This window comes from Thermus igniterrae ATCC 700962, assembly GCF_000376265.1.
In the GTDB taxonomy this organism is placed as follows: Bacteria; Deinococcota; Deinococci; order Deinococcales; family Thermaceae; genus Thermus; species Thermus igniterrae.
In genome coordinates this window covers 83,480-104,390 of sequence record NZ_AQWU01000074.1, presented here as the reverse complement: position 1 = coordinate 104,390, position 20,911 = coordinate 83,480, and the positions used below count along the sequence as shown (strand labels likewise).

Annotated in this window: 24 protein-coding genes; 16 read left to right on the top strand and 8 right to left on the bottom strand. The window is 69.9% G+C overall.

Annotated elements, in window-relative coordinates:
- Positions 1-90 precede the first annotated feature (90 nt).
- Genes B128_RS0111880 through B128_RS0111865 form a run of 4 tightly spaced genes read left to right on the top strand, consistent with a single transcriptional unit; the run spans position 91 to position 3,690 of the window.
- On the top strand, positions 91-756 hold the full coding sequence (locus B128_RS0111880; protein WP_026175231.1) for a DUF4397 domain-containing protein: 666 nt from the start codon (positions 91-93) through the stop codon (positions 754-756).
- A gap of 47 nt (positions 757-803) precedes the next feature.
- The gene (locus B128_RS0111875) at positions 804-1,511 is read left to right on the top strand and encodes a class I SAM-dependent methyltransferase (protein WP_018112495.1); all 708 of its coding nucleotides are present in this window, start codon (positions 804-806) and stop codon (positions 1,509-1,511) included.
- Positions 1,512-1,518: 7 nt separating this feature from the next.
- Positions 1,519-2,394: a R2-like ligand-binding oxidase gene (locus B128_RS0111870; RefSeq protein ID WP_018112494.1), complete on the top strand. Its 876-nt coding sequence runs from the start codon at positions 1,519-1,521 to the stop codon at positions 2,392-2,394.
- A 45-nt stretch (positions 2,395-2,439) separates the two neighbouring features.
- Complete coding sequence (locus tag B128_RS0111865; RefSeq protein ID WP_018112493.1) at positions 2,440-3,690, top strand: alpha/beta fold hydrolase; 1,251 nt, start codon at positions 2,440-2,442, stop codon at positions 3,688-3,690.
- On the opposite strand, the gene B128_RS0111860 is transcribed toward B128_RS0111865, so the two are convergent.
- The 4 genes from B128_RS0111860 to B128_RS0111845 are packed head-to-tail and all read right to left on the bottom strand — an operon-like array spanning position 3,687 to position 7,640.
- Positions 3,687-5,126: an MFS transporter gene (locus tag B128_RS0111860; RefSeq protein ID WP_018112492.1), complete on the bottom strand. Its 1,440-nt coding sequence runs from the start codon at positions 5,124-5,126 to the stop codon at positions 3,687-3,689. The two genes, B128_RS0111865 and B128_RS0111860, sit on opposite strands and share 4 nt — an antisense overlap.
- On the bottom strand, positions 5,123-5,695 hold the full coding sequence (locus B128_RS0111855) for a LolA family protein (RefSeq protein ID WP_156822434.1): 573 nt from the start codon (positions 5,693-5,695) through the stop codon (positions 5,123-5,125). Before B128_RS0111855 ends, B128_RS0111860 begins: the two co-directional genes overlap by 4 nt.
- Positions 5,692-6,231, bottom strand: coding sequence for a TetR/AcrR family transcriptional regulator (locus tag B128_RS0111850; protein WP_018112490.1), 540 nt, complete (start codon positions 6,229-6,231; stop codon positions 5,692-5,694). The genes B128_RS0111855 and B128_RS0111850 overlap by 4 nt, the downstream gene beginning before the upstream one ends.
- Positions 6,232-6,233: 2 nt before the next feature.
- A complete protein-coding gene (locus B128_RS0111845) occupies positions 6,234-7,640 on the bottom strand; it encodes a phytoene desaturase family protein (RefSeq protein ID WP_018112489.1) in 1,407 nt (468 codons plus the stop codon).
- Positions 7,641-7,751: 111 nt separating this feature from the next.
- Between B128_RS0111845 and B128_RS0111840 the strand changes: the two genes are divergently transcribed.
- The gene (locus B128_RS0111840) at positions 7,752-9,209 is read left to right on the top strand and encodes an SDR family oxidoreductase (protein ID WP_018112488.1); all 1,458 of its coding nucleotides are present in this window, start codon (positions 7,752-7,754) and stop codon (positions 9,207-9,209) included.
- Here B128_RS0111840 and B128_RS0111835 read toward each other — a convergent pair.
- A complete protein-coding gene (locus B128_RS0111835) occupies positions 9,127-9,894 on the bottom strand; it encodes a Brp/Blh family beta-carotene 15,15'-dioxygenase (RefSeq protein ID WP_018112487.1) in 768 nt (255 codons plus the stop codon). The two genes, B128_RS0111840 and B128_RS0111835, sit on opposite strands and share 83 nt — an antisense overlap.
- A 154-nt stretch (positions 9,895-10,048) precedes the next feature.
- Between B128_RS0111835 and B128_RS0111830 the strand changes: the two genes are divergently transcribed.
- The 9 genes from B128_RS0111830 (at position 10,049) to B128_RS0111790 (ending at position 16,339) form a co-directional block, all read left to right on the top strand.
- Positions 10,049-10,831: a bacteriorhodopsin-like gene (locus tag B128_RS0111830; protein ID WP_018112486.1), complete on the top strand. Its 783-nt coding sequence runs from the start codon at positions 10,049-10,051 to the stop codon at positions 10,829-10,831.
- Positions 10,832-10,918: 87 nt separating this feature from the next.
- On the top strand, positions 10,919-11,542 hold the full coding sequence (locus tag B128_RS0111825; protein ID WP_018112485.1) for an SDR family NAD(P)-dependent oxidoreductase: 624 nt from the start codon (positions 10,919-10,921) through the stop codon (positions 11,540-11,542).
- Positions 11,543-11,554: 12 nt separating this feature from the next.
- Complete coding sequence (locus B128_RS0111820; RefSeq protein ID WP_018112484.1) at positions 11,555-12,079, top strand: flavin reductase family protein; 525 nt, start codon at positions 11,555-11,557, stop codon at positions 12,077-12,079.
- Positions 12,076-12,597: a YceI family protein gene (locus B128_RS0111815; protein WP_018112483.1), complete on the top strand. Its 522-nt coding sequence runs from the start codon at positions 12,076-12,078 to the stop codon at positions 12,595-12,597. Before B128_RS0111820 ends, B128_RS0111815 begins: the two co-directional genes overlap by 4 nt.
- On the top strand, positions 12,587-13,471 hold the full coding sequence (uvsE, locus tag B128_RS0111810) for a UV DNA damage repair endonuclease UvsE (protein ID WP_018112482.1): 885 nt from the start codon (positions 12,587-12,589) through the stop codon (positions 13,469-13,471). The genes B128_RS0111815 and uvsE overlap by 11 nt, the downstream gene beginning before the upstream one ends.
- A gap of 105 nt (positions 13,472-13,576) precedes the next feature.
- On the top strand, positions 13,577-14,014 hold the full coding sequence (locus B128_RS0111805) for a hypothetical protein (protein WP_018112481.1): 438 nt from the start codon (positions 13,577-13,579) through the stop codon (positions 14,012-14,014).
- Between the two features lie 10 nt (positions 14,015-14,024).
- Positions 14,025-14,468, top strand: a complete 444-nt coding sequence (locus tag B128_RS0111800; RefSeq protein ID WP_018112480.1) for a hypothetical protein — start codon at positions 14,025-14,027, stop codon at positions 14,466-14,468.
- An 11-nt stretch (positions 14,469-14,479) separates the two neighbouring features.
- Positions 14,480-15,034 (top strand): DOMON domain-containing protein, encoded by a 555-nt coding sequence (locus tag B128_RS0111795; protein ID WP_026175230.1) that lies wholly within the window; start codon positions 14,480-14,482, stop codon positions 15,032-15,034.
- Positions 15,035-15,133: 99 nt separating this feature from the next.
- The gene (locus B128_RS0111790; RefSeq protein WP_018112478.1) at positions 15,134-16,339 is read left to right on the top strand and encodes a YeeE/YedE family protein; all 1,206 of its coding nucleotides are present in this window, start codon (positions 15,134-15,136) and stop codon (positions 16,337-16,339) included.
- Here the strand turns inward: B128_RS0111790 and B128_RS0111785 are convergent.
- The 3 genes from B128_RS0111785 to carH are packed head-to-tail and all read right to left on the bottom strand — an operon-like array spanning position 16,329 to position 18,624.
- The gene (locus tag B128_RS0111785; protein WP_018112477.1) at positions 16,329-17,192 is read right to left on the bottom strand and encodes a complex I NDUFA9 subunit family protein; all 864 of its coding nucleotides are present in this window, start codon (positions 17,190-17,192) and stop codon (positions 16,329-16,331) included. The two genes, B128_RS0111790 and B128_RS0111785, sit on opposite strands and share 11 nt — an antisense overlap.
- Positions 17,192-17,779: a transcriptional regulator LdrP gene (ldrP, locus tag B128_RS0111780; RefSeq protein WP_018112476.1), complete on the bottom strand. Its 588-nt coding sequence runs from the start codon at positions 17,777-17,779 to the stop codon at positions 17,192-17,194. The genes B128_RS0111785 and ldrP overlap by 1 nt, the downstream gene beginning before the upstream one ends.
- The gene (carH, locus tag B128_RS0111775) at positions 17,776-18,624 is read right to left on the bottom strand and encodes an HTH-type transcriptional repressor CarH (RefSeq protein WP_018112475.1); all 849 of its coding nucleotides are present in this window, start codon (positions 18,622-18,624) and stop codon (positions 17,776-17,778) included. The genes ldrP and carH overlap by 4 nt, the downstream gene beginning before the upstream one ends.
- A gap of 109 nt (positions 18,625-18,733) precedes the next feature.
- On the opposite strand from carH, the gene B128_RS0111770 reads away from it, so the two are divergent.
- Positions 18,734-19,597, top strand: coding sequence for a phytoene/squalene synthase family protein (locus B128_RS0111770; protein WP_018112474.1), 864 nt, complete (start codon positions 18,734-18,736; stop codon positions 19,595-19,597).
- A gap of 9 nt (positions 19,598-19,606) precedes the next feature.
- Positions 19,607-20,863 carry a deoxyribodipyrimidine photo-lyase gene (gene phr, locus B128_RS0111765; protein WP_018112473.1) on the top strand — a complete coding sequence of 419 codons (1,257 nt, stop codon included), beginning with the start codon at positions 19,607-19,609 and terminating at the stop codon, positions 20,861-20,863.
- Positions 20,864-20,911 lie beyond the last annotated feature (48 nt).

The window sequence follows — 20,911 nt, the reverse complement described above, 5'->3', positions numbered from 1 at the left end:
CCGGGGCCACAGGTTCCTCCCCCTTCCGTATCCTGGACAAAAGTTTTACGGAAAGGCCTACCCCATCCTGATCCTCGGGAGGGAAAAGCCATGAGGAAGTGGTTGGGAGTTTTTTGGGTATTGCTGGTGGGGGGGCTGGGCCTGGCGCAAGGAGCCATGGTGCGGGTGGCCCACCTTTCCCCCGACGCCCCGGCGGTGGACGTCCTGGTGAACGGCCAGCGGGCCATCACCAACCTGGCCTTCAAGCAGGTGACCCCCTACATCCCCCTGCCCGCGGCCAAGGTGCGGGTACAGGTGGTGCCTGCGGGGCAGAGTAGCCCGGCGGTCATTGACGCCGAGCTGGACCTGCAGGAGGGGGTCTACTACACCGTGGCGGCCACGGGCTTCCTGGCCCAGATCCGGCCCCAGGTGTACACGGACGCCCTGGCGGGCCTCTTCCCCCGGGCCGGCTACGCCCGGGTGCGGGTGGTGCACACCTCCCCCGACGCCCCGGCAGTGGACGTAGCGGTGAAGGGCGGCCCGGTGCTCTTCCAGAACCTCCCCTTCCCCCGGGCCGGGCAGTACACGGTGGTGCCCGCGGGACGGTATGACCTCGAGGTCCGGGTGGCGGGCACCAACACCGTGGCCCTGGATCTCCCCGGGGTCACCCTGGAAAGCGGCAAGACCTACACCGTCTTCGCTGTGGGTAGCGTGCGGGCGGGAAGCCTCACCGTGGTGGCGGTGGTGGACGCCGCTCCCCTTGGGGGAAACCGGTAGCCCCAGAAGAGGCTAGGCCTCCCCATTCCCTGGGGAGGCCCTTTTCCATGGAACCCTCCTGGCTCCTACCCCTTCTGGCCTGCCCGCGCTGCCGGGGCGCGCTCGGCGTGGCGGAGGAGGCCCGTTGCCTGGGCTGCGGGAAGGTCTACCCCCGAAGGGGGCCCTTCCTGGACCTGAGGGCCTCCCGGGAGCGCCCCCTGCTTCGGGCCGTCAACGCCTTCCCCCCGGTCCCCCTCCTCTACGATGCCTGGCGGGTGCGCTCCACAGGCCTCCTTTCGGGAGGCCGCCTCTCCTTCGTCCAGGAACTGGCCCGGCTCCGGGGGTGGCTCCTCCCCACGGGGGGGCCCTTTCTGGACGTGGGCACGGGCACCGGGGTCTACCGGGAGGCCCTGGGGGAAAAGGCGGTGGGCCTGGACCCTTCCCTCCCCTTCCTGCGGGCGGCCCAAAGGAGGCGCCCCGGGGCCTACCTCCTGGGGCACGGGGAGGCCCTGCCCTTCCGGGATGGGGCCTTCACGGGGGTGGCCATCGGGCCCACCTGGAACGAGTTTTTCCACCCGGCAAAGGCCGCGGCGGAGGCCAGGCGGGTCCTGAGCCCTGGGGGAAGGCTTTTTGGCCTCCTCCTGGGTCCGGGGTCCAGCCTGGGCCTCTGGCGCCCCCAGGAAGCGGAGGTCTTGGCCCTGCTGGAAGGGGTGGGCTTCCGGGTACGGTTGGAACACTATGGCCGCCTATTCCTCCTGCTGGCTCAGGTAGAATAGGGGAAATATGCGCCAAAGCTTCCAGAGCACGGAGCGGGGCCTCGAGGCCGGCTTTCCCCTGAGCCTCTACCACAAGGCCAAGCGGCTCTTCTGGGACCCGGCGGAGCTGGACTTCCGCCAGGACCAGGCCGCCTTCCGGGCCCTGCCGGAAGAAGCCCAGGGGCTCATCCTGCGCCTGGCCAGCCTCTTCCTGGGGGGAGAGGAGGCGGTGACCCTGGACCTCCTGCCCCTGGTGCGCACCGTGGCTAAGGAGGGCCGGCTGGAGGAGGAGATGTACCTCACCACCTTCCTCCTGGAGGAGGCCAAGCACGTGGAGTTCTTCGCCCGCTTCCTGGAGGAGGTGGCGGGGCAGAAGGGGGGGCTTGGCCACCATGCGGGCCCCCACTACCGGCGGATCTTCGGCGAGCTCCTGCCCGAGGCCCTGGAACGCCTGGAGGTGGACCCCAGCCCCCGGGCCCAGGTGGAGGCGGCGGTCACCTACAACGTGGTGGTGGAGGGCATCCTGGCCGAGACGGGATACCAGGGGTTTTTCCGGCTGGCGGAGCGCCTTCAGGCCATGGACCTGGCCATGCCCGGCACCCTCAGGGGGATCGCCCACGTGAAGGCCGACGAAAGCCGGCACATCGCCTACGGCCTTTACCTCATCGCCCGGCACCTGGGGGAAGACCCTGGCCTCTGGAGTGTCCTGGAGGGGCGGCTCAACCTGCTTCTCCCCGAGGCCTTCGGCGTGGTGGGGGAGGTCTTCGCCCCCTACCCCCAAGGGGCGCCCCTGGGGCTTAGCCCCGAGGAGTTCCTGGCCTACGCCAGCACGCAGTTCCAACACCGCTTCCGGGTCCTGGAGCGGGCGAGGAGCCTGGGCCCCCAGGCCCTCCAGGGCCTGTAGGCCCCATCGCAAAACCCCCTGGCTCCTGTGGAGAAGAATGGGGGCATGCGCGCCCTAGCCCTTGCCCTTTGCCTGGGCTTTGCCCTGGCCCAGGAGTACCGAAGCCTGCCCGGGGCCCCCACGGGGCAACCGGAGCTTGACCGGAGCTATGCCCTGGTCTACCCCGCAGAACACCCCAGGGCCATCCTCCTCCTGGTGCCGGGCCTCCTGGGGGGGAGCACCAACTTTGCCCTCCTGGCCGAGCACCTGCGGCAACAGGCCCCCTGGCTGGAGGTCTGGGCCTGGGAGAGGCGGGCCAACGGCCTCGAGGACCGCCGGGGCTTCCTGGCCGAGGACCCCCTGGCCTACTACCAGAGGCTAGAACCCCCCGACCTCTCCCCCCTCAGGAACTGGGGCCTGGAGGTGCACCTGGAGGACCTGGACCGCGCGGTGGGAGCGGCCAGGGCCAGGGCCCCCGTGGTCCTGGCGGGCCACTCCCTTGGGGCCAGCCTGGCCACCTTGTACGCCTACGCCCACGGGGAAAAGCTGGCCGGCCTGGTACTGCTGGACGGCGCCTTGAACCCGGTATCCCTTTCCCGAGAAGCCCTGGAGGAAGGCTACAGCACCCCCCTGGGACGGATTCCCGGCCTGCGGGAAATCCGCTCGGGTAGCGCCAGCCCCGTATTTGCGACTCCCTTCCTCTCCCCCAAGGACCTGGCCCTGGCGGAGGCCGAGGCCTTCGTGGCGGCGCGAAGACCCCTGGAAGCCGTACCCCTGGGGCCCCACCTGGCCACCCGCGAGGCCAGGGCCCTCCTGCGGGTGGACGACCACTACAGCCTCTTCCCCATCTTCAGCGTGAGCGCAGGCCGGGCCTGGGCCAGGGAGGGCTTTAGCCTGCTGGGCCTCCTCCAGGGCCGGCTGGTGCACACCGTGCGGGGGCCCAGGGGAAAGGTGGTGGCGTGGCAGGACACCGGGGAGGCCACGGACCCCAGGGCCTTCCTCCAGGCCTTCGCCCGCCCGGAGACGGGCTTTTCCGAGTGGTACTTCCCCTACCGCCTCCTCCTGGAAATCGCCGGCTACCCCCATGTGCGCCCCACCCTCAAGCCCCGGACTCTCCCCTACCCCATCCTGGCCCTGGGGGCCGGGCGGGGCCTCATCACCACCCGGGAGGGCTTCCGCCTGGAAGAGACCTTCCCCAAGACGCCAGGCCAGGCCCTCATCCTCCCCGGCCTCACCCACCTGGACCTCCTCACGGAAAGGGAGGGCAGGACGGCGCGCCTCCTCCTGGACTACCTCCGAGGGCTGAGCTTGCCCTAGGGTCTGGCCCGCTCCCGCACCCAGAAGGCGGCCACCAGGCCCAAGACCGCGGCCAGAAGGGCAAGCCGCCACCCGTCCAGGACCCCAGCCCCCAGGGTGTTTTGCAGGAGACTTTTTACGAAGGCCGGGGCCTCGGCCAGGTTGCCCGTGCCCCCGGAAAACCCCACGGGGCCTCCCGCGGTCAGGGCGGCGAGCTCCTGGCTCCGCTGGGCCAGGAGCACGCCGGAAACGGTGATGCCCGCGGCCGCCCCCAGGCTCCGGGTGAGGGAGACCAGGCTGGACACCTGGCCCTGGCTCCCCTGGGGGGCGAGGCCTAAGGCCACGTAGGAAAGGGGACCCTGCACCAGGCCCAGGCCCGTGCCCAGGAGGAAAAGCCCCAGGAGGAGGGCCCAAAGGGCGCTGGCCCCATAGGCCATCACCCCAAGCCCCAGGGCGGTGAGGCCCATGCCCCAGACCAGGAGGCGCTTGCCCCCCACCCGGCCCACCAGGGCCCCTGCCGCCCCACTCACCCCGCCCAGGGCCAGGGCCAGGGCGTTGAGGATGGCCCCCGAGGCGAAGGGGGAAAGGAAAAAGGCCACCTGGGCGTACAGGGGAGCAAACACAATCCCCCCTAAAAGGGCGTAGCCCACCAGGGTGGAGACCAGCCACAGGGGCAAGAAGGCCGGGGAAAGGGCCAGGCGCACATCCAAGAGGGGCGCCGGATGGCGGGCCTCGTAGGCCCAAAGCAGGAAGCCGGAAAGGAGGGCCAGGAGGAAAAAGCCCCCCACCCGCCAGGAGAAAAACCCCTCGCTCTCCAGGCGCTCCAGACCCTGGATGCCCAGGACCAGGCTTCCGAAGGTGAGGGCCACCAGGACCCCGCCCACCAGGTCCATCCGGGGCCGGCTGGAGGGCCGGGGCAGGACCGCCCCCGAGAGGAGCAAGACCCCCAGGATGCCGATGGGCACGTTAATCCAGAAGACCCAGTGCCAGGTGGCCCGCTCCACGATGAAGCCACCCAGGTTGGGCCCCAGAACGTTCCCCAGGGCAAAGACCCCCAGGATCTGCCCCAGGTAGGCCCCGCGCCGCTCCTCCGAGACCGCCACGCCCACGATGGCCTGGGCCACGGGGAAAAGCCCCCCCGCCCCCACCGCCTGGACCACCCGGGCGGCCACCAGCACCTCCAGGCTGGGGGAGAGGGCGGCCAGGGCGCTACCGGCGGCGAAAAGGCCCATGGAAAGGCCGTAAACCCGCCCGTAGCCCCATAGATCGGCCAGACGCCCCAGGATGGGCACGGCCACGGCATAGAACACGGAGTAGATGGAGAAGGCCAGGGTCACCCGGTCCACCCCGGTCCCCAGATCCTCGGCGATGGCGGGCAGGGCCGGGGCCAGGATGGCGTTGTCCAGGGCGCCCATGAAGACGCCCAGCATCAGGGCCAGGAGGAGCCTTCCCGTCATGGCCTCACCTCAAAAAGGCTCTGGGGTAGGGGCGTAGGGTCCAGCTTCAGGTACTCCACTTGGGCCAGCACCTTGCCGCTAGGGCTCAAGACCTCGTAGCGGAAGGGGAGGTGCCCCTTGGGGTTCAGGGTGATGCGCCAGGCGGCGGGCTGGCGCTCGTCCTTGGGCGGGTTCTTCTTGGCCAGCACAAAGGTCCAGAGGCCCTTTTCCTCCCGCACCTCCCGGATGAGGTAGTCCCGGGCCACCCCCTGGGGGTCGGTGAAAAGGAGCTGCAGGGGGTCCTCGGGAGGGGTGGCCTTGCCCTCCTGCCAGGGACCCTTGGGGGCGCGGCTCCAGGCCCTCTCCCCATCGCTCACCAGAGCGCTTCCCTTGAGGTATTCCGGCCCCTCCAGCCAGTCAATGCGCACCCAGGGGCGCCGGAAGGCTACCTGGTACACCACGGGGCCCTGGCGGGCCTGGGCCAGGTAGCCCTGGACCTTGCCGTGGGCCTCGAGGGCCTTCCAGACCTCCTCGGGACTGAGGGCCATGGCCAAGCCCAAGACCAGCACTGCGGCCAAACCTCTTCTCATGCGTCCTCCTCTGGGGGCAACCCCCTCACGAACACCCGGATCCAATCCCGGAGAAGGGCTTCCGCCTCGTAGCCCCCCAGGTGCTTGTCCAGCATGTAGGCCCCGTGGACCAGGGCGCTGAAAAGCCCCGCCAGGGAGCGCCCCTGGCCCGGAAAGCGGCTTTCAAAGAAAGACTCCAGATAGAGCATCTCCTGCCGCATGGCCTCCCGGGCCAGCCCCTGGGCCTCCTCCTCCCCACCCCGCCCCCCGTGGGCCGTGGCCAGGGCGGCCAGGGGCTCCACCCCCTCCCGGTAGGCCAGGGCGTAGCCCAAAAGGCGCTCCTCCAGGGGCCCGGGCCCCTCCAAGGCCGCCTGGGCCCGGGAGCGGGAGGCCTCCAAAAGGGCCTCCAGGAGGGCCCGCTTGCTGGGGAAGTGGTGGTAGAAGGCCCCCTTGGTGAGGCCCAGCTCCGCGGCCAGGGCGTCCAGGCGGGTGGCGGCGTAGCCCCGCTCCGCAAAGGCCCTGCGGGCGGCCTCGAGGATGCGGGACCGGGTGTCCATACCTACCAGTAGGTAGGGTCTCCGGGAAGGGCGCTGTAATCTCCCTCACCTTTGCCGGCCAGCCCTGCCCGCCCCAGGGCCAGCCGCACCGCCCGAAAGGCGGAAAGCACCACCGCGGGCACGCTCTGCCCGGGAAAGACCCCCTCCCCCACCCGGAAGGCATTGGGCAGAACCCGCACCCGGGGGAAGCGGAAGGGGTGGGTCTGGGGGTATCCCCCCACCCAGGCCCGGCCGGCAAAGCGGCGGTAGGTGCGGGGGGTGGCGGCGAAGAGGGGGGAAGCCTCCCCCAGCCCCGGCAAAAGAGCCTCCCCCAGGCGGAGGGCCAGGGCCTGCCACTGGGCCTTGAGCCGGGCATACTCCTCCCGGGAAAGCCCCTCCCAAAGGGCCAGGGGAGTATGGAGGGAAAGGGCGAAGACCGTCTTGCCCCCCTCGGGGCGCAGGGAGAGGAAGGCAAAGGGCCTCTCCCGGGCGTTCTGCCGGTAGTAGGGGGGCGGGGCCTCAAAGGGCAGGACCCCGTAGAGCACAAAAGCCCCCCAGGCGTCCTTGGGCACCCGCTGGGGAAGGCCCAGGAGGGGTTCGGGAGGGATGTTCAGGAAAAAGAGGTCCCCCGCCAAAACCTCCCGCTCCCCCCGCCGCCGCCCCCCGTAGGCCACCTCCACGGCCCGGGCCCGCCCCTCCCGGAGGAGAAGCCGCTCCACTTTGGCCTTGTAGCGCACCTCCAGCCCCTCGGCCAGGGCCTCCGCTACCCTCCCCATGCCTCCCGGCACCAGGGCCGGCCCCAGGTGGGGAAGGTCCAGGGCAAGGGCGGCGTAGAGGGCGTAGGAAGCCTGGGTCTGGGCGCTGATGAGGAGCTGGGCCTCCAAAAAGCGCAGGAAGTCGGGGTCCTGGGGAGCCCGGGCCTGGGGGCGGAGGAAGAGGTCGGGAAGGAGGGGCAGAAGGCGGGGAAAGAGGGGCAAAAGAAGGCCCAGCTCCTCTCCCTCAGGGGGCCAGGGAAGCCGGGGGGCCAGGTCCAGAAGCCGCTGGGCCCGGTCTTCCTGCCAGGCCCAGAAGGGCAGGACCTGGGGGCCGAAGAAGTCCCGCTGGGCCTCCCGCTCCGCCTCACGCCCCACGAGCCGCAGCAGGCGCCCCCGGGGCAGGAGGACCTCCATGAGGGGAAAGCCCGGAGGAAGGGGCGTAGCGGGAAGCCGCACCCCCAGGGCCTCGGCGGCCAGGGCCAGGGGCGCCCCCGGGGCCAGGCCGGAGAGGAGGGTGGCCCCCGCCTCAAAGCGGAAGCCCCTGTGGTAAAAGCTTCCCGCCAGGCCCCCGGGGTAGGTGTGGGCCTCGAGGACCACCACCTCCAGGCCCACCCCCTTAAGGAGGCGGGCCGCCACCAGCCCGCCAAAACCCGCTCCCACCACCACCGCCCGCACGGGGCCAGGCTACCCCGCCCCCGGGGGAAAGACCTGGTTCCAGGCCAGAATGTCCCGGCAAAGGGAGGAGAGGCCACCCTCATCCCTGGGGCCACGGGTTAGGCTTGGGCCATGACCGTTCTGGTCACGGGGGCCACGGGATACGTGGGGGGCAGGCTGGTGCCCAGGCTCCTGGAACGGGGCCACCGGGTGAGGGTCCTGGTGCGGGAGCCGGAGAGGCTTCTGGGGCGCCCCTGGGCAACCCAGGTGGAGATGGTGCGGGGAAGCTTGGAGGACAAGGAGGCCCTGCGCCAGGCCCTCCAGGGGGTGGAGGCCGCCTACTACCTGGTCCACGCCATGCTCTCCGAAAGGGACTTCGCCAGGGCGGAAGCCCACCAAGCCCAGACCTTCGCCCAAGCCGCCCGGGAAGCAGGCCTTAGGCATGTGATCTACCTGGGAGGGCTTTTGCCCAAGGAGGGGGAACCCTCCCCCCACCTGAAAAGCCGGGCCCGGGTGGGCGAAATCCTGCGGAGTGGCCTCCCCACCACGGAGTTCCGCGCCGGCCCCATCGTGGGCTCCGGGTCCGCCAGTTTTGAGATGGTCCGCTACCTCACCGAGCGCCTCCCCCTCATGCTGGCCCCCCGGTGGATCCTGAACCCCGTCTCCCCCATCGCCATCCGGGACGTCCTGGCCTACCTCCTCCTGGCCCTGGAGCAGGGGCCCTCGGGGGTGGTGGAGATCGGCGCCCCACCCCTCACCTTCAAGGCCATGATGGAAACCTACGCCGCGGTGCGGGGGCTTAGGCGGGTCATCCTGCCGGTGCCCGTCCTGGCCCCCCGGCTGGCCGCCCTCTGGGTGGGGCTCGTCACCCCCATCCCCAACCGCCTGGCCCTGCCCCTGGTGGAGGGCATCCTCCACCCCCTGGTGGCGGACACGGCCAGGGCCAGACATCTCTTTCCCCAGGTGGACCCCATCCCCTACCGCCAGGCGGTGGAGCTGGCCCTGGAACGCATCGCCGCCGGCACGGTGGAAACCCGCTGGTCGGGGGCCCTGTTTGGGCAGCGCTACTTCCTGGAGGACTGGGAAGGGGTAATCCGGGAGGTACGAAGCCGCTGGGTGAAGGCCCCGCCGGAGGCCGTCTTCCGGGTGTTCACCGCCCTGGGTGGGGAACGGGGATGGCCGGTGTGGGGCTGGGCCTGGGCCTTAAGGGGGCTTCTGGACCGGCTGGTGGGCGGCCCGGGCCTGCGCCGGGGCCGCCGGCACCCCACGGAGCTCCTTCCGGGAGAGGCCCTGGACTTCTGGCGGGTGGAGGCGGTGGACTGCACCCCTGAGGGAGCCCACCTGCGCCTCAGGGCGGAGATGCGGCTTCCCGGCAAGGCCTGGCTGGAGTGGCAGGCCCTGCCGGAGGGGGAGGGAACCCGCCTGGTCCAGACCGCCTACTTCGCCCCCTTAGGCCTCACCGGCTTCCTCTACTGGTGGCTCCTCTACCCCCTCCACCGGCGCATCTTCAGCGACCTGGCCCAAGCCATCGCCAAGGAGGCAGAGGCCGCCCAAGCCAGGCCTCCAGGGCTAAGGCATGGGGAAGGGTGAGGGCGAAGACCGCCCCCATGTAGGCGGCCAGGGGGTCCTGGAAGCGGGGGTAGAGGAGCAGGGCCAGGAGCAGGGCCCCCAGGGTGGCCCCGTAAATGGAAGCCCAGTCCCGCCCCCGCACGCCCACCAGGCGGAGGCTTTCCAGGCTGTGCTGCAGGAGGAAGTAGCCCGCCAGGCTGGCATAGGGGTGGGCCAGGAAGGCCACCAGGGCCAGGGCCAGGGTGTCCAGCCAAAGCCTGAGGGGAGCGGGGCACCAGAGGGCCACGGCCAGGAGGAAAAGAAGGGCTACCAAGGCCCCCTCCTGGGGCAAGGCCCAGCCCCCGGCAAAGGCCTGCAGGAAGGGAAGGATGGCCTCCCGATGGAAGAGGAAGGGAAAGAGGAGGACCACCCCCGCCCTGAGGTAGCCAAGCCCCCCCTTCCCCTCCACCCGGCCCCAGTGGAGGAGGGCCAGGAGAAGGAAGGCCAGAAGCCCCAAGGGAGGCAGGGCTAGGAGCAGGAGGAGGGGGAAGGCGGCCAGAAGCAGGTACAGGGCCACGAAGGGCCCCAGGGGCCAGCCGAGCCGCCTGGCCACCAGGAGGTCCGCCGCCCCGTGGGGAAGGCCCAGGACCAGGGCGGAAAGGAGCAGAAGGACTAGGGCCCATCCTTGCGGGAGGAGGGCAAGGGGCAGGAGGTAGAGGCTGGGCATGCCCTCAGGTTGGTCCTGGAGGTCCGGGGCAGAGTGTGGCGTGGTGTACACAAGTTGTACAAGTGTTGTGTAGACAAAGGTGGCCATCCCCCCCAAGGCTCTAAATGGGAAGCGGGTAAAGCCCCAGGTGGGCAGCCTCTGAGGGAGGTTAGCCATGCGGGAAATGCCGGTTCTGAGCTTTGGAGAGTACTGGTTGGTCTTCAACATGCTCTCCCTGACCATCGCCGGGATGCTGGCCGCCTTCGTCTTCTTCCTCCTGGCGCGAAGCTATGTGGCCCCTCGGTACCACATCGCCCTCTACCTCTCCGCCCTCATCGTCTTCATCGCCGGGTACCACTACCTGCGCATCTTTGAGAGCTGGGTGGGGGCCTACCAGCTACAGGAGGGCTCCTACGTCCCCACGGGGAAGCCCTTCAACGACTTCTACCGCTACGCCGACTGGATCCTCACCGTGCCCCTCCTCCTCCTGGAGCTCATCCTGGTCCTAGGCCTCAGCACGGCCCGGACCTGGAACCTGAGCCTTAAGCTGGTCGTGGCCTCCCTTCTGATGCTGGGCCTGGGGTACGTGGGGGAGGTCAACACGGAGCCCGGGCCCCGCACCCTTTGGGGAGTCCTCTCCACCATTCCCTTCGCCTACATCCTCTACGTGCTCTGGGTGGAGCTGGGCCAGGCCATACGGGAAGGCAAGTATGGGGCGCGGGTGCTGGAGCTCCTTAACGCCACCCGTCTGGTCCTCCTGATGTCCTGGGGGTTCTACCCCATCGCCTATGCCCTGGGCACCTGGCTTCCTGGGGGCGCGGCCCAGGAGGTGGCCATCCAGGTGGGGTACAGCCTGGCCGACCTCATCGCCAAGCCCATCTACGGCCTCCTGGTCTTCGCCATTGCCCGGGCTAAGAGCCTCGAGGAGGGTTTCGGCGTGGAGGCCAAGGCCGCCTGAAGCCGAGGGCTGCCCGCCTGGGGGGTATACCCCCCTTTTTCGTTGTGGACCACAAAGGCCTGGTGAAAGGGGGAATAGCCTGTGGCCATGCGGGTCCTGATCCTGGGGGCCACGGGAGGCTTGGGTAGCGCCCTAGCCCGGAGCCTAAAGGGGCACGAGCTCTTCCTTGCGGCCCGCTCCCAAGGGGCCCTTTGGGCCCTGGCCGAGGAGGTGGGGGGTAAGCCCCTCCCCGTCCAGCTGGAGGACGAGCTGGAGGTCCAGGCCCTCATGGAGGAGGTGGACGGGGTGGACCTCCTCCTCCACGCGGTGGGCCGGGCCGGCAGGGCCCCGGTGCGGGAACTGGGGCGGGACCTCCTGGAGGGCATGCTCCTCTCCCACCTCCTCACCGCCGCCCTGGTCTTGAAGCACGTCCGGTTCCGCCCGGGGGCCCGGGCGGTCTTCTTCGGCGCCTATCCCGCCTACGTGCGGGTGCCGGGCTTCGCCGCCTATGCCGCGGCCAAGGCCGCTCTGGAGGCCTACCTGGAGACCGCCCGGAAGGAGCTGAGGCGGGAAGGCGTCCACCTGGTGGTGGTGCGGCTACCGGCGGTGGCCACGGGGCTTTGGGCCCCCCTGGGCGGGCCTCCTAAGGGGGCTTTGGCCCCCATGGAGGCGGCAAAGCGGGTGCTGGAAGGGGTGCTCCGGGAACCGCCCCCGGAAACCCTGGAGCTCTGAGGGCAGGAGGCCATGACGGACACCCAGAGGGAGCAAAAGCAAAACCACCCCTACAAGGCCTTCTTCTATCCCATGCGCCTGGCCCTCCTTTCCGCCGGGGAAAACTTCATGCCCCTGGCCTGGTGGACCCCGGTCTCCAAAAACCCCTTCCGCTTCCTCCTGGCCATGGACCGGGAGAACCACACCCTGGGGCTTCTGCGCACCCTGGGGGAAGGGGCCCTCTCCTTCCTGCCCTGGGAGGAGCGGGAGTGGGTGGTGCGGGCGGGGTACCTTTCGGGGCGCCGGGTGGACAAGGGGAAGCGGCTTGGGGTGGCCCTGCGGCCCGCCCGGAGGCTGGCCCACACCTGGGTGCCCGAGAAGGCCCTGGCGGTGTACGAGCTCAAGGTGACGGAATGGCCCACGGACGGGGACCACGCCCCCTTTCTCGGGGACGTGGTCCACGTGGAAGGTAGCCGCGAGGCCAAGGAGCGGCCCATCCTGTTCCTGGGCTTCCGCGACTTCGCCACACTGGGCGAGCGCTGGAGGTTCCGGCCATGAGGCGGCTTCTGCCCTTCCTCCTGCCCCTTCTGGCCCTGGCCCAGGCCCCCCTGGCCGTGGAGGGGGAGGCCCGCTACCGAGGGTACTACCCCCTGGGGAGTTGGGAGGGGCGCAACCCCACGGCCCGGGGGGAGGTGGTCTGGCAGGGGGAAGAGGCCTCCGGCAGGGTGTGCCTGGAGCAGGAGGCCTGGGACTCCGGCAACGCCGAGCGGGACAAGAAGGCCCGGGAGATCCTGAGGGTCAAGGACTTCCCCAGGGCCTGCCTCTACCCCCGGGTGGCCCGCCTCGAGGGTACCCGGTTCGTGGTGGAAGGCGAGCTGGAGCTTGCGGGCAGGAGGCGGGCTGTGCGCATAGAGGGCGAGCTCCTGGAGGTCCCTGGGGGCTACCGCTTCCGGGGTAACTTCCGCACCCGCTTCTCCGAGTGGGGACTGGAAAGGCCCCGCTTCCTCTTCCTGGAGGTGCGGGACGAGGCGGAGGTCTATCTGGAAGCCCAGGTGCGCCGCCAGAATGTCCGCTAAGGCCCCTACCCCACCCCTCCGCCTGGGCTACCCCTGCGAGAACCTCACCCTGAAGGCCAGCACCAACCACACCCTCCGCCTGGCCTCCCTCAGGGAGGAGCGGGTCCAGGAAAAGGTGGGGCAAAACCTCCTGGACCTGGAGAGGATCCTCCGCTGGAACCCGGAACACGGCTTTGGCCTCTTCCGCATCGGGCAACACCTCATCCCCTTCGCCTCCCACCCCCTCTTCCCCTACGACTGGGAGAAGGCCCACGGGGAGGAATTGTCCCGCCTGGGGGCCCTGGCGAGGGCTCTGGGCCAGCGCCTTTCCTTCCACCCCGGGCAGTACGTGAACCCGGGAAGCCCTGACCCCAAGGTGGTGGAGCGCTCCCTGGCGGAACTCCGCTACTCCGCCCGGGCCCTCTCCCTTCTGGGCGCCGAAGACGGCGTCCTGGTCCTCCATCTGGGAGGGGTGTACGGGGACCGGGAGAGCACCCTCCGCCGCTTCGTGGAAAACCTGCGGGGAGAAGGGGAGGTGCTCCGCTACCTGGCCCTGGAGAACGACGAGCGGCTTTGGGGGGTGGAGGAGGCCCTTAAGGCGGCCGAGGCCCTGGGGGCCCGGGTGGTGGTGGACACCCTGCACCACGCCCTGAACCCGGGGAGGCTCTCCCTGGAGGAGGCCCTCCGCCTGGCCTTGGCCACCTGGTCCGGCCGGCCCAAGGTGCACCTGGCCAGCCAGGCCCCCGGCAAGCGCCCGGGGGCCCACGCCTTCCGGGTAGCCCCGGAGGACTGGGAAAGGCTCCTCCTGGCCCTGCCCGGCCCCGCGGACATCATGGTGGAGGCCAAGGGCAAGGAGCAGGGCATACCCTTCTCCCTGGCCAAGAACCCCACCTGACGAAGAGGGCTCTTTCGGCTTCTGTGCAGGCCCTAGGGCATCTATCCTGGGACAAACCTCCCGGATACCTGTGTTATGGTGCAAGCAGGGGTAAGGAGGTGAGAGGTGATACCCGCCTTTAGAAGCGCACAAAACCCGAGCCAGTGGGCCCTGGAGTTCATCCGGCTGGTCATGCTCCTCCTCTGCCTGGTGGGCTGGGTGATGTACCCGGTGGAGCTTCTCCTTCTGGACCACTGGACGGAGAGCTGGCAGAGCAAGATCCCCTTCCTGGTAGCCGTTCCCGGCTTCCTCTTCACCCTCTGGGTCCTCTTTGACCGGAAGACCCCCTGGGTGCGCTGGGCCTTCATCCTCACCATGTGGGCCTCCGTGCTCACCGGGGTCCTGGGGGCCTACTTCCACCTCCTCTGGAACTTTGAGGGGGAGGTGGCCTGGGAGTTTGAGGCGGCCATGGAGGCCATGGCGGGAAGCCGACCGGTGCTGGCGGCCCTGGCCTTCACCCACATGGGGGTGACGGGGCTTCTCGCCATCTACCGGGCCAGGTAGGAGGTGCGGCATGATTGAGGCCCTGATCAAGGCCAAGACCGAGGAGGAACGGCTTCTTGAGTTCCTGCGGGCCACCTTTCTCCTGATCGCCATGGTGGGCTTCGCCTTCTACGGTATGGAGCACTGGGTGCTGGACCACTGGACGGAAGCCTGGCAGAGCCGCCTGCCCTTCTACGTCTCCCTGGTGGGCTTCCCCCTCACCCTGCTGATGTTCTTCCACCGGGGCAAGTGGGTGCGCTACCCCTTCCTCCTCTGGATGCTGGTGAGCGTGGTGACCGGGGTGGCCGGGGCCTATTTCCACCTCCTCTGGAACGCCCAGGACGCGGAGGTAAGCCTGTGGAGCCTGAAGGGCTTCCTCGAGGCCTTTGAGGGAAGCCGGCCGGTGCTGGCGGCCTTGGCCCACACCCATGTGGGGGCCGTGGCCTTTGTCGTGGGGATCACCATACGGGACTAGGGAGGTAGGCCATGCGGAAAGGGATGCTCTGGTTTTTGCTTCTGGTTCTAGGTACAGCCTTGGCCCAGGCCCCCAAGGTGGACGGCAAGATCGCCTCGGGGGAGTACGCCAAAAGCTTCAAGCACGAGAAGAGCGGCTTCACCCTCTACTGGAGCGTGGTGGGGGACACCCTCTACCTGGCCCTGGAGGGGGAGAGCAAGGGTTGGATTGGTATCGGCTTCCTGGCGGAGAAGACCGACAAAAAGAAGGGCGGCGACCAGTACCTCTTCTACATGGAAGGGGGCAAGCTGGTGGCCCTGGACATGTACCAGACCAAGCGCACCGGGGCCCCGGTGACGGACGACAAGGAAGGGGGCAAGAACTCCCTCCTCTCCGCCGCCGCCACCTATGAGGGGGAAAAGTGGACGGTGGAGTTTTCCCGGAAGCTCAAGACCGGCGAGCCCACGGACGTGGACATCACCCCCGGGCGCAAGCTGATTGTGATGCTGGCCCACGCGGAGAAAATGGACCCCAAGGAGGAGCATAAGAAGACCGAGCGCTGGTACCTGGAGGACTTCACCTTCTAGGAGGCAGCTTTCTGGGACCCTGGGTTTGCCCAGGGTCCCTTTTGTTGCACCCCGGCTTATACCCTTGACTTTTATAGGCTCATGGGTACCATAAGGGGCATGGAGCGGACAGCGCGCCCCCAACCCCTGCCCCTCCTCCTCTTCGCCCTCCTGGCCTCGGGGCTTTCCTATGCCGTCCATCTGGCTTCGGGAACCCGGCTCGTTTTGGCCTTCTGGGTGGCGGTCCTCCTGGGCTTAGCCCTCTTCCACGCCAAGTTCGGCTTCGCCTCCGGCTTCCGCCGCTTCCTCCTCACCGGGGAAAGCCGCCTTCTCAGGGCCCACTTCCTCCTCTTTGCCCTCACCGCCCTCCTCTTCTTCCCCTTCCTGGTCCAGGGGGAGGCCTTCGGCCAGGCGGTCCAGGGCTTCGTGGTGCCCCTGGGGGTGGCCCTGGCGGTGGGGGCCTTCCTCTTCGGGGTCGGCATGCAACTGGGGGACGGGTGCGCCTCGGGCACCCTCTACCACACGGGTAGCGGGGACACCCGCGGGGTCCTGGTCCTTTTGGGCTTCATGGTGGGCTCCCTCCTCGGGGTCTACCACCTGCCCTTCTGGCAGGGCCTCCCCGCGGTGGCCCCGGGAAGCGCCCTCACCTGGTTTCCCTCCCCCTACCTGGGGCTTTGCCTCTGGCTCGGGCTTCTGGGAGGGCTCTACCTGGGGGTCTCCTGGGTGGAAAGGCGGCGCCGGGGGAGCCTCGAGCCCCTCTTCCGGTGCGAGGCCACCCACCCCCTCCTGGGCCCCTGGAGCCTGGCGGGGGGCGCGGTGGTGCTGGCCCTGGGAAGCCTGGCCATCCTCCTCCTCCTGGGCCGGCCCTGGGGGGTGACCGCGGCCTTCGCCCTCTGGGGGGGCAAGCTGGCCCAGGCCCTGGGGGTTCCCGTGCTGGACTGGGCCTTCTTCCACAACCCCGCCTTCGCTGAGCGCCTCCAGCAAAGCGTCCTCCAGGACGCCACCAGCGTCACCAACTTCGGCCTCTTCCTGGGGGCCTTCCTGGGGGCGGCCCTGGGCGGGGCCTTCCGGCTCAAGGACCTGCGGCAGATCCCCTGGACCACCCACCTGGGGGTCTTCCTGGGCGGGGTGCTCATGGGCTACGGGGCCCGGCTTTCGGGGGGGTGCAACATCGGGGCCTACCTGGGGGGCACCGCCTCCTTCAGCCTTCACGGGCCCCTCTGGGGGGTCTTCGCCCTCCTGGGCACGGCCCTGGGGGTGCGCCTCCGCCCCGCCTGCCGGCTGGAGAACGAGGGGGCAGGGCAGAGGCACGCCCCTAGCACCTGAGGTAGCCGGGCAGGACCTCCTCCAGGGCCCTGGGGGCCGGGAGGAGGTCCTTTAAGGCCTCGGGGAAGGGGGCGGTGTTCCCGGCCTTGAGCATGCGGTACTGGTCCAGGGTGATGGGGGCAAAGGGCAGGGGGGAAAGGAGGGGCACCAGGCGGTCCATGAGCCAAAGGGGCAGGGGCAGGAAGGGCTTCCTTCGGCCCAGGACCGCCATGACCACCTCCAGGAGCTGGCGGAAGGTGTACTCCTTGGGCCCCACCAGGTCAAAGGTGCCCCGAAGACCCCGCTCCAGGGCGCCGGCAAAGGCCTCGGCCACGTCCCCCACATAGACCGGGCGGAAGGGAAAGCTCCCGTCCCCGATGAGGGGGACAAAGGGCAGGGGGGCGCAGACCAGCCCCTTGAGGACCTGGCCAAAGAACTCATCCCCCGGGCCGAAGATGAGGCTGGGGCGGAAGATGGTCCAGGCCAGGCCGCTTTCCCGCACCAGGGCCTCCCCCTCCGCCTTGGTCTCGTGGTAGCGGCTTCCCGTGCCCTTCCCCACCCCCAGGGCGGACATGTGGAGGAGGCGCTCCACCCCGGCTCGGCGCATGCCCTGGAGGAGGTTTTTCACCCCCTCCACGTGCACCGCCCGGAAGGTCTGGCCCCGTTCGCGGATGATGCCCGCCAGGTAGATGGCGGCCTCCACCCCAGCAAGGTCCGGCACCTCCCGGGTGATGTCCCCCTCCACGAAAACGGCCCCCGCGGGCAGGTCCCGGGGGGTGCGGGCCAGAACCAGGGGGGTGTGCCCCCCCTGGAGGAGGCGGCGCACCAGGGCCTGGCCCACGAAGCCCGTGCCCCCTACCACGAAGACCCGCATCAGGCGGCTTCCAAGACGCCCTGGGCCTCCCGCTCCAGGGCCGAGAGGTCCAGGAGGTAGACCTTGCGGTAGGCGGTGGCGATGAGGCCCTCCTGGCGGAGGTCGGAGAGGATCTTGGAGACCGACTCCCGGGTGGAGGCGGTGGCGTCGGCAATCTCCTCGTGGGAGGCGGTCACGTAGAGGCCCTGGGCGTCCCGGAAGGAGGCGGGGGTATCCGCCAGGAAGAGGAGGTAGCGGGCGATGCGGGCCCGGAGCTCCCCGGTCTGCAGGTGGGTCTCGTAGGCCTGCACCCGGCGCATCTGCCGCGCCAGGTTGCGGGCCACCTGGTGGAGCTCCTCGTGGGACATGGCCTTGGGGTCATACCCCCGCACCACCCCGTCGGTGAGGGCCTCGGCGGCGTAGCGGTAGCGCTTGCCCTCCAGGGCCTCCTCCCCGAAGAAGTCCCCCGGGAGCACGTGGCGCAGGGTGAGGGTGCGCCCGTCGGGCAAAAGCTCCACAATGCGCACCAGGCCCTCCTCGAGGCGGTACAGGGTGTCCGCCCGATCCCCGGCCAGATAGACCACTTCCTTACGTGCAATCCGCTTCATGCTTCCCCCTTTTGCCCCATCTCCAGCAGCCTAGGCAGTTCCTCCAGGCTCTCTGCGTACACCGCTCCTAAGCGCTCCGCCTCCTCCCGGGAGGCCCCCGGTCCCCCCAGGACCACCAGGGGGGCCAGGTCCTTGAAGGCCCCTGTGGGCAGGGCCTGGAGGCACTCGGAAAGGAGGGCGGAGAGCACCACCCCCTTGGCCCCCACCTGGTGGACCATGGTCCGCAGGTCCTGAAGCGGGGTGTCGGGGCCCAGGTACATGGCGGCAAAGCCCCGGCGTCGGAGCACGTAGGCCGCCAGCATGGCCCCAAGTTCGTGCCGCTCCCCTGGGGGCGTGGTGACCAGGACCGCCTGGCTCCTGGGGTAGCCCGCCAGGTCCAGAAGCTCGTGGAGGCGGGCCCTGAGGAACTGGGTGGCCAGGTGCTCCTGGGCCACGCTCACCTCCCCCCGGTGCCAGGCCTCGCCGATCTCCCGCAGGACCCGGGCCACCAGGGTCTGGGTGGTCCCCTCCGGCCCCAAGAGGCGGACCCCCTGGCGGAAAAGGGCCTCCGCCTGGGAGAGGTCAGCCCGCAACAGGGCCTCCTTGAGGGCCTGGGCCAGCCCCTCGGGGCGGGCCTCCTGGGCCAGGTAGCGCCGGATGGCCGCCTGGGGAGTGGCCCCTTCCTCCAGCCAGCGCCGGATGAGCTTAAGGGCCTCCACCTCCTCCTCCCGGTAGAGGCGGTGGCCCCCTGGGGTGCGCTCCGGGCGCGGGAAGCCGTAGCGCCGCTCCCACTGCCGCAGCACCTCGGCGGAAAGGCCGGTCATGGCCTCCACCTCCGCGATGGTGTACACCCCAGGCCGGGTCATGCCTCCAGGGTAGCCGACTGAACAACTATTGTCAAGTTCTTGTACAACCTGGGGAAGTGTAGGCGGGACAAAAGTCCCCAAACCGTGTTAGGATGAACGTAGAAAGTATATGGAACCCGACTGGAAAGCCCTGGCAGGGATCATCCGCCGCTATTCCACCACCTTTTACCTGGGGAGCCTTCTCTTCCCCAAGGAGGAGCGCAAGGGGGCCTGGGCCGTCTACGCCGCCTGCCGCTTGGGGGACGAAGCGGTGGACGGTCCCGCCGGGGGCCCGGAGGCCCTTCGGGCCTGGTGGCAGGGGGTGGAGCGGGCCTACCGCGGCCGGCCCCTGGAGGCCTGGGAGAAGGGCCTGGCCTGGGCTCTAGCCCGCTGGCCCATCCCCCAGGAGGCCTTTTGGGACATGCGGGAGGGGTTCCTCACCGACCTGGGCCCTGTGCGCCTGCAAAGCGAGGCCGAGCTCATGGAGTACTGCTACCGGGTGGCGGGCACCGTGGGCCGGATGATCGCCCCCATCGCCGGCGGAGGCCCCGAGGTGGAGGAGAAGGCCGTGCGCCTGGGCCAGGCCATGCAACTCACCAACATCCTCCGGGACGTGGGGGAGGACCTGGAAAGGGACCGGCTCTACCTGCCCCGGGAGCTTTTGGAGCGCTTCGCCATCTCCCTGGCCGACCTCCAGGAGGGCCGCCTCACCCCGGGGTACCGGGCCCTCATGGCCCACCTCGAGGCCAAGGCGCGAACCCTCTATCGCGAGGGGCTTTCCGGCCTTTCCGGCCTCAAGGTGGGGCGGGGAGCCATCGCCCTGGCCGCCCTGCAGTACCAGGGCATCCTGGACAAGCTACGGCTTTCCGGCTACGACAACCTGGGCAAGCGCGCCCACCTCAAGGCCTGGGAGCGGCTCAAGCTCCTCCCCCAGGCCCTCTGGATGGCACGAACCGGGTTCCAGGCCACGGAAACCCCGGCGCCGGGCCCCTAGCCTGGCCCCATGTACCTGGTCTGGCACCGCGCCGACCTGCGCCTTTCCGACCATCCCGCCCTGCTGGAAGCCCTGCAGAGGGGGCCCGTGGTGGGCCTGGTGGTCCTGGACTCCGCCAACCTGGAGACCAGCCCCAGGCGGCGGGCCTGGTTTTTGGAAAACGTGCGGGCCCTGCGCACAGCCTACCGGGCCCTGGGCGGGGCCCTTTGGGTCCTGGCCGGCCCCCCCTGGGAGCGGGTGCCCGAGGCGGCCAGGCGGCTTAGGGCCAGGGCGGTCTTCGCCCTGAGGAGCTACACCCCCTACGGCCGCTACCGGGACGAGCGGGTGCGGGAGGCCCTGCCCGTTCCCCTCCATCTTCTCCCTGCCCCTCACCTGATTCCCCCCGACCTCCCCCGGGCCTACCGGGTCTACACCCCCTTCAGCCGCCACTTCCAGGGGGCCGAGCCCCCCCTCCCGCCCCCCGAGGGCCTGCCCCGGGCCGAGGAGGAGGGGGAGATTCCCCAGGAGGCCTCCGAGGTGCCCCTGCCCGAACCCGGGGAGAAGGCGGCCCGGGCCCGGCTTTTCGCCTTCCTGGAAGAAGGGCTTACCCACTACGCAAAGAGGCGGGACCGGCTGGATGGGGAGGGGGGCTCGAGGCTCTCCCCCTACTTCACCCTGGGGGTCCTCTCCCCCCGGGAGGCCGCCTGGGAGGCCCTGAAGCGGGGGGGAGAGGGGGCGAGGAAGTGGGTGGCCGAGCTCCTCTGGCGGGACTTCTCCTACCACCTCCTCTACCACTTTCCCTGGATGCGGGAAAGGGCCCTGGACGGCCGCTTTGAGGCCCTGCCCTGGAACCAGGACGAGGCCCTTTTCCAGGCCTGGCTTTACGGCAAAACCGGGGTGCCCCTGGTGGACGCCGCCATGCGGGAGCTCTGGCAGACGGGCTTTCTCTCCAACCGGGGGCGCATGGCCGTGGCCCAGTTCGCCGTGAAGTACCTCCTCCTGCCCTGGAGGCGGGCCGAGGCCGCCTTCAAGGCCCTCCTCCTGGACGGGGACACCCCCCAGAACCTTCAGGGGTGGCAGTGGGCGGGAGGGCTTGGGGTGGACGCCGCCCCCTACTTCCGGGTCTTCAACCTGGTGGAACAGGGCAGGCGCCACGACCCCGAGGGGAGATGGCTTCGGCGCTGGGCCCCGAAATACGCCTCCTACGAGCCCCAGGACCCCGTGGTGGACCTGGAGCAGAGCAGGCGGCGCTACCTGGCCCTGGCCCAGGGCCTCGTGCGAGGGTAGCCTGGCCCACAGGGCCCTTCGCCCTGGAAGCCCTGGGGGGTATCCTGG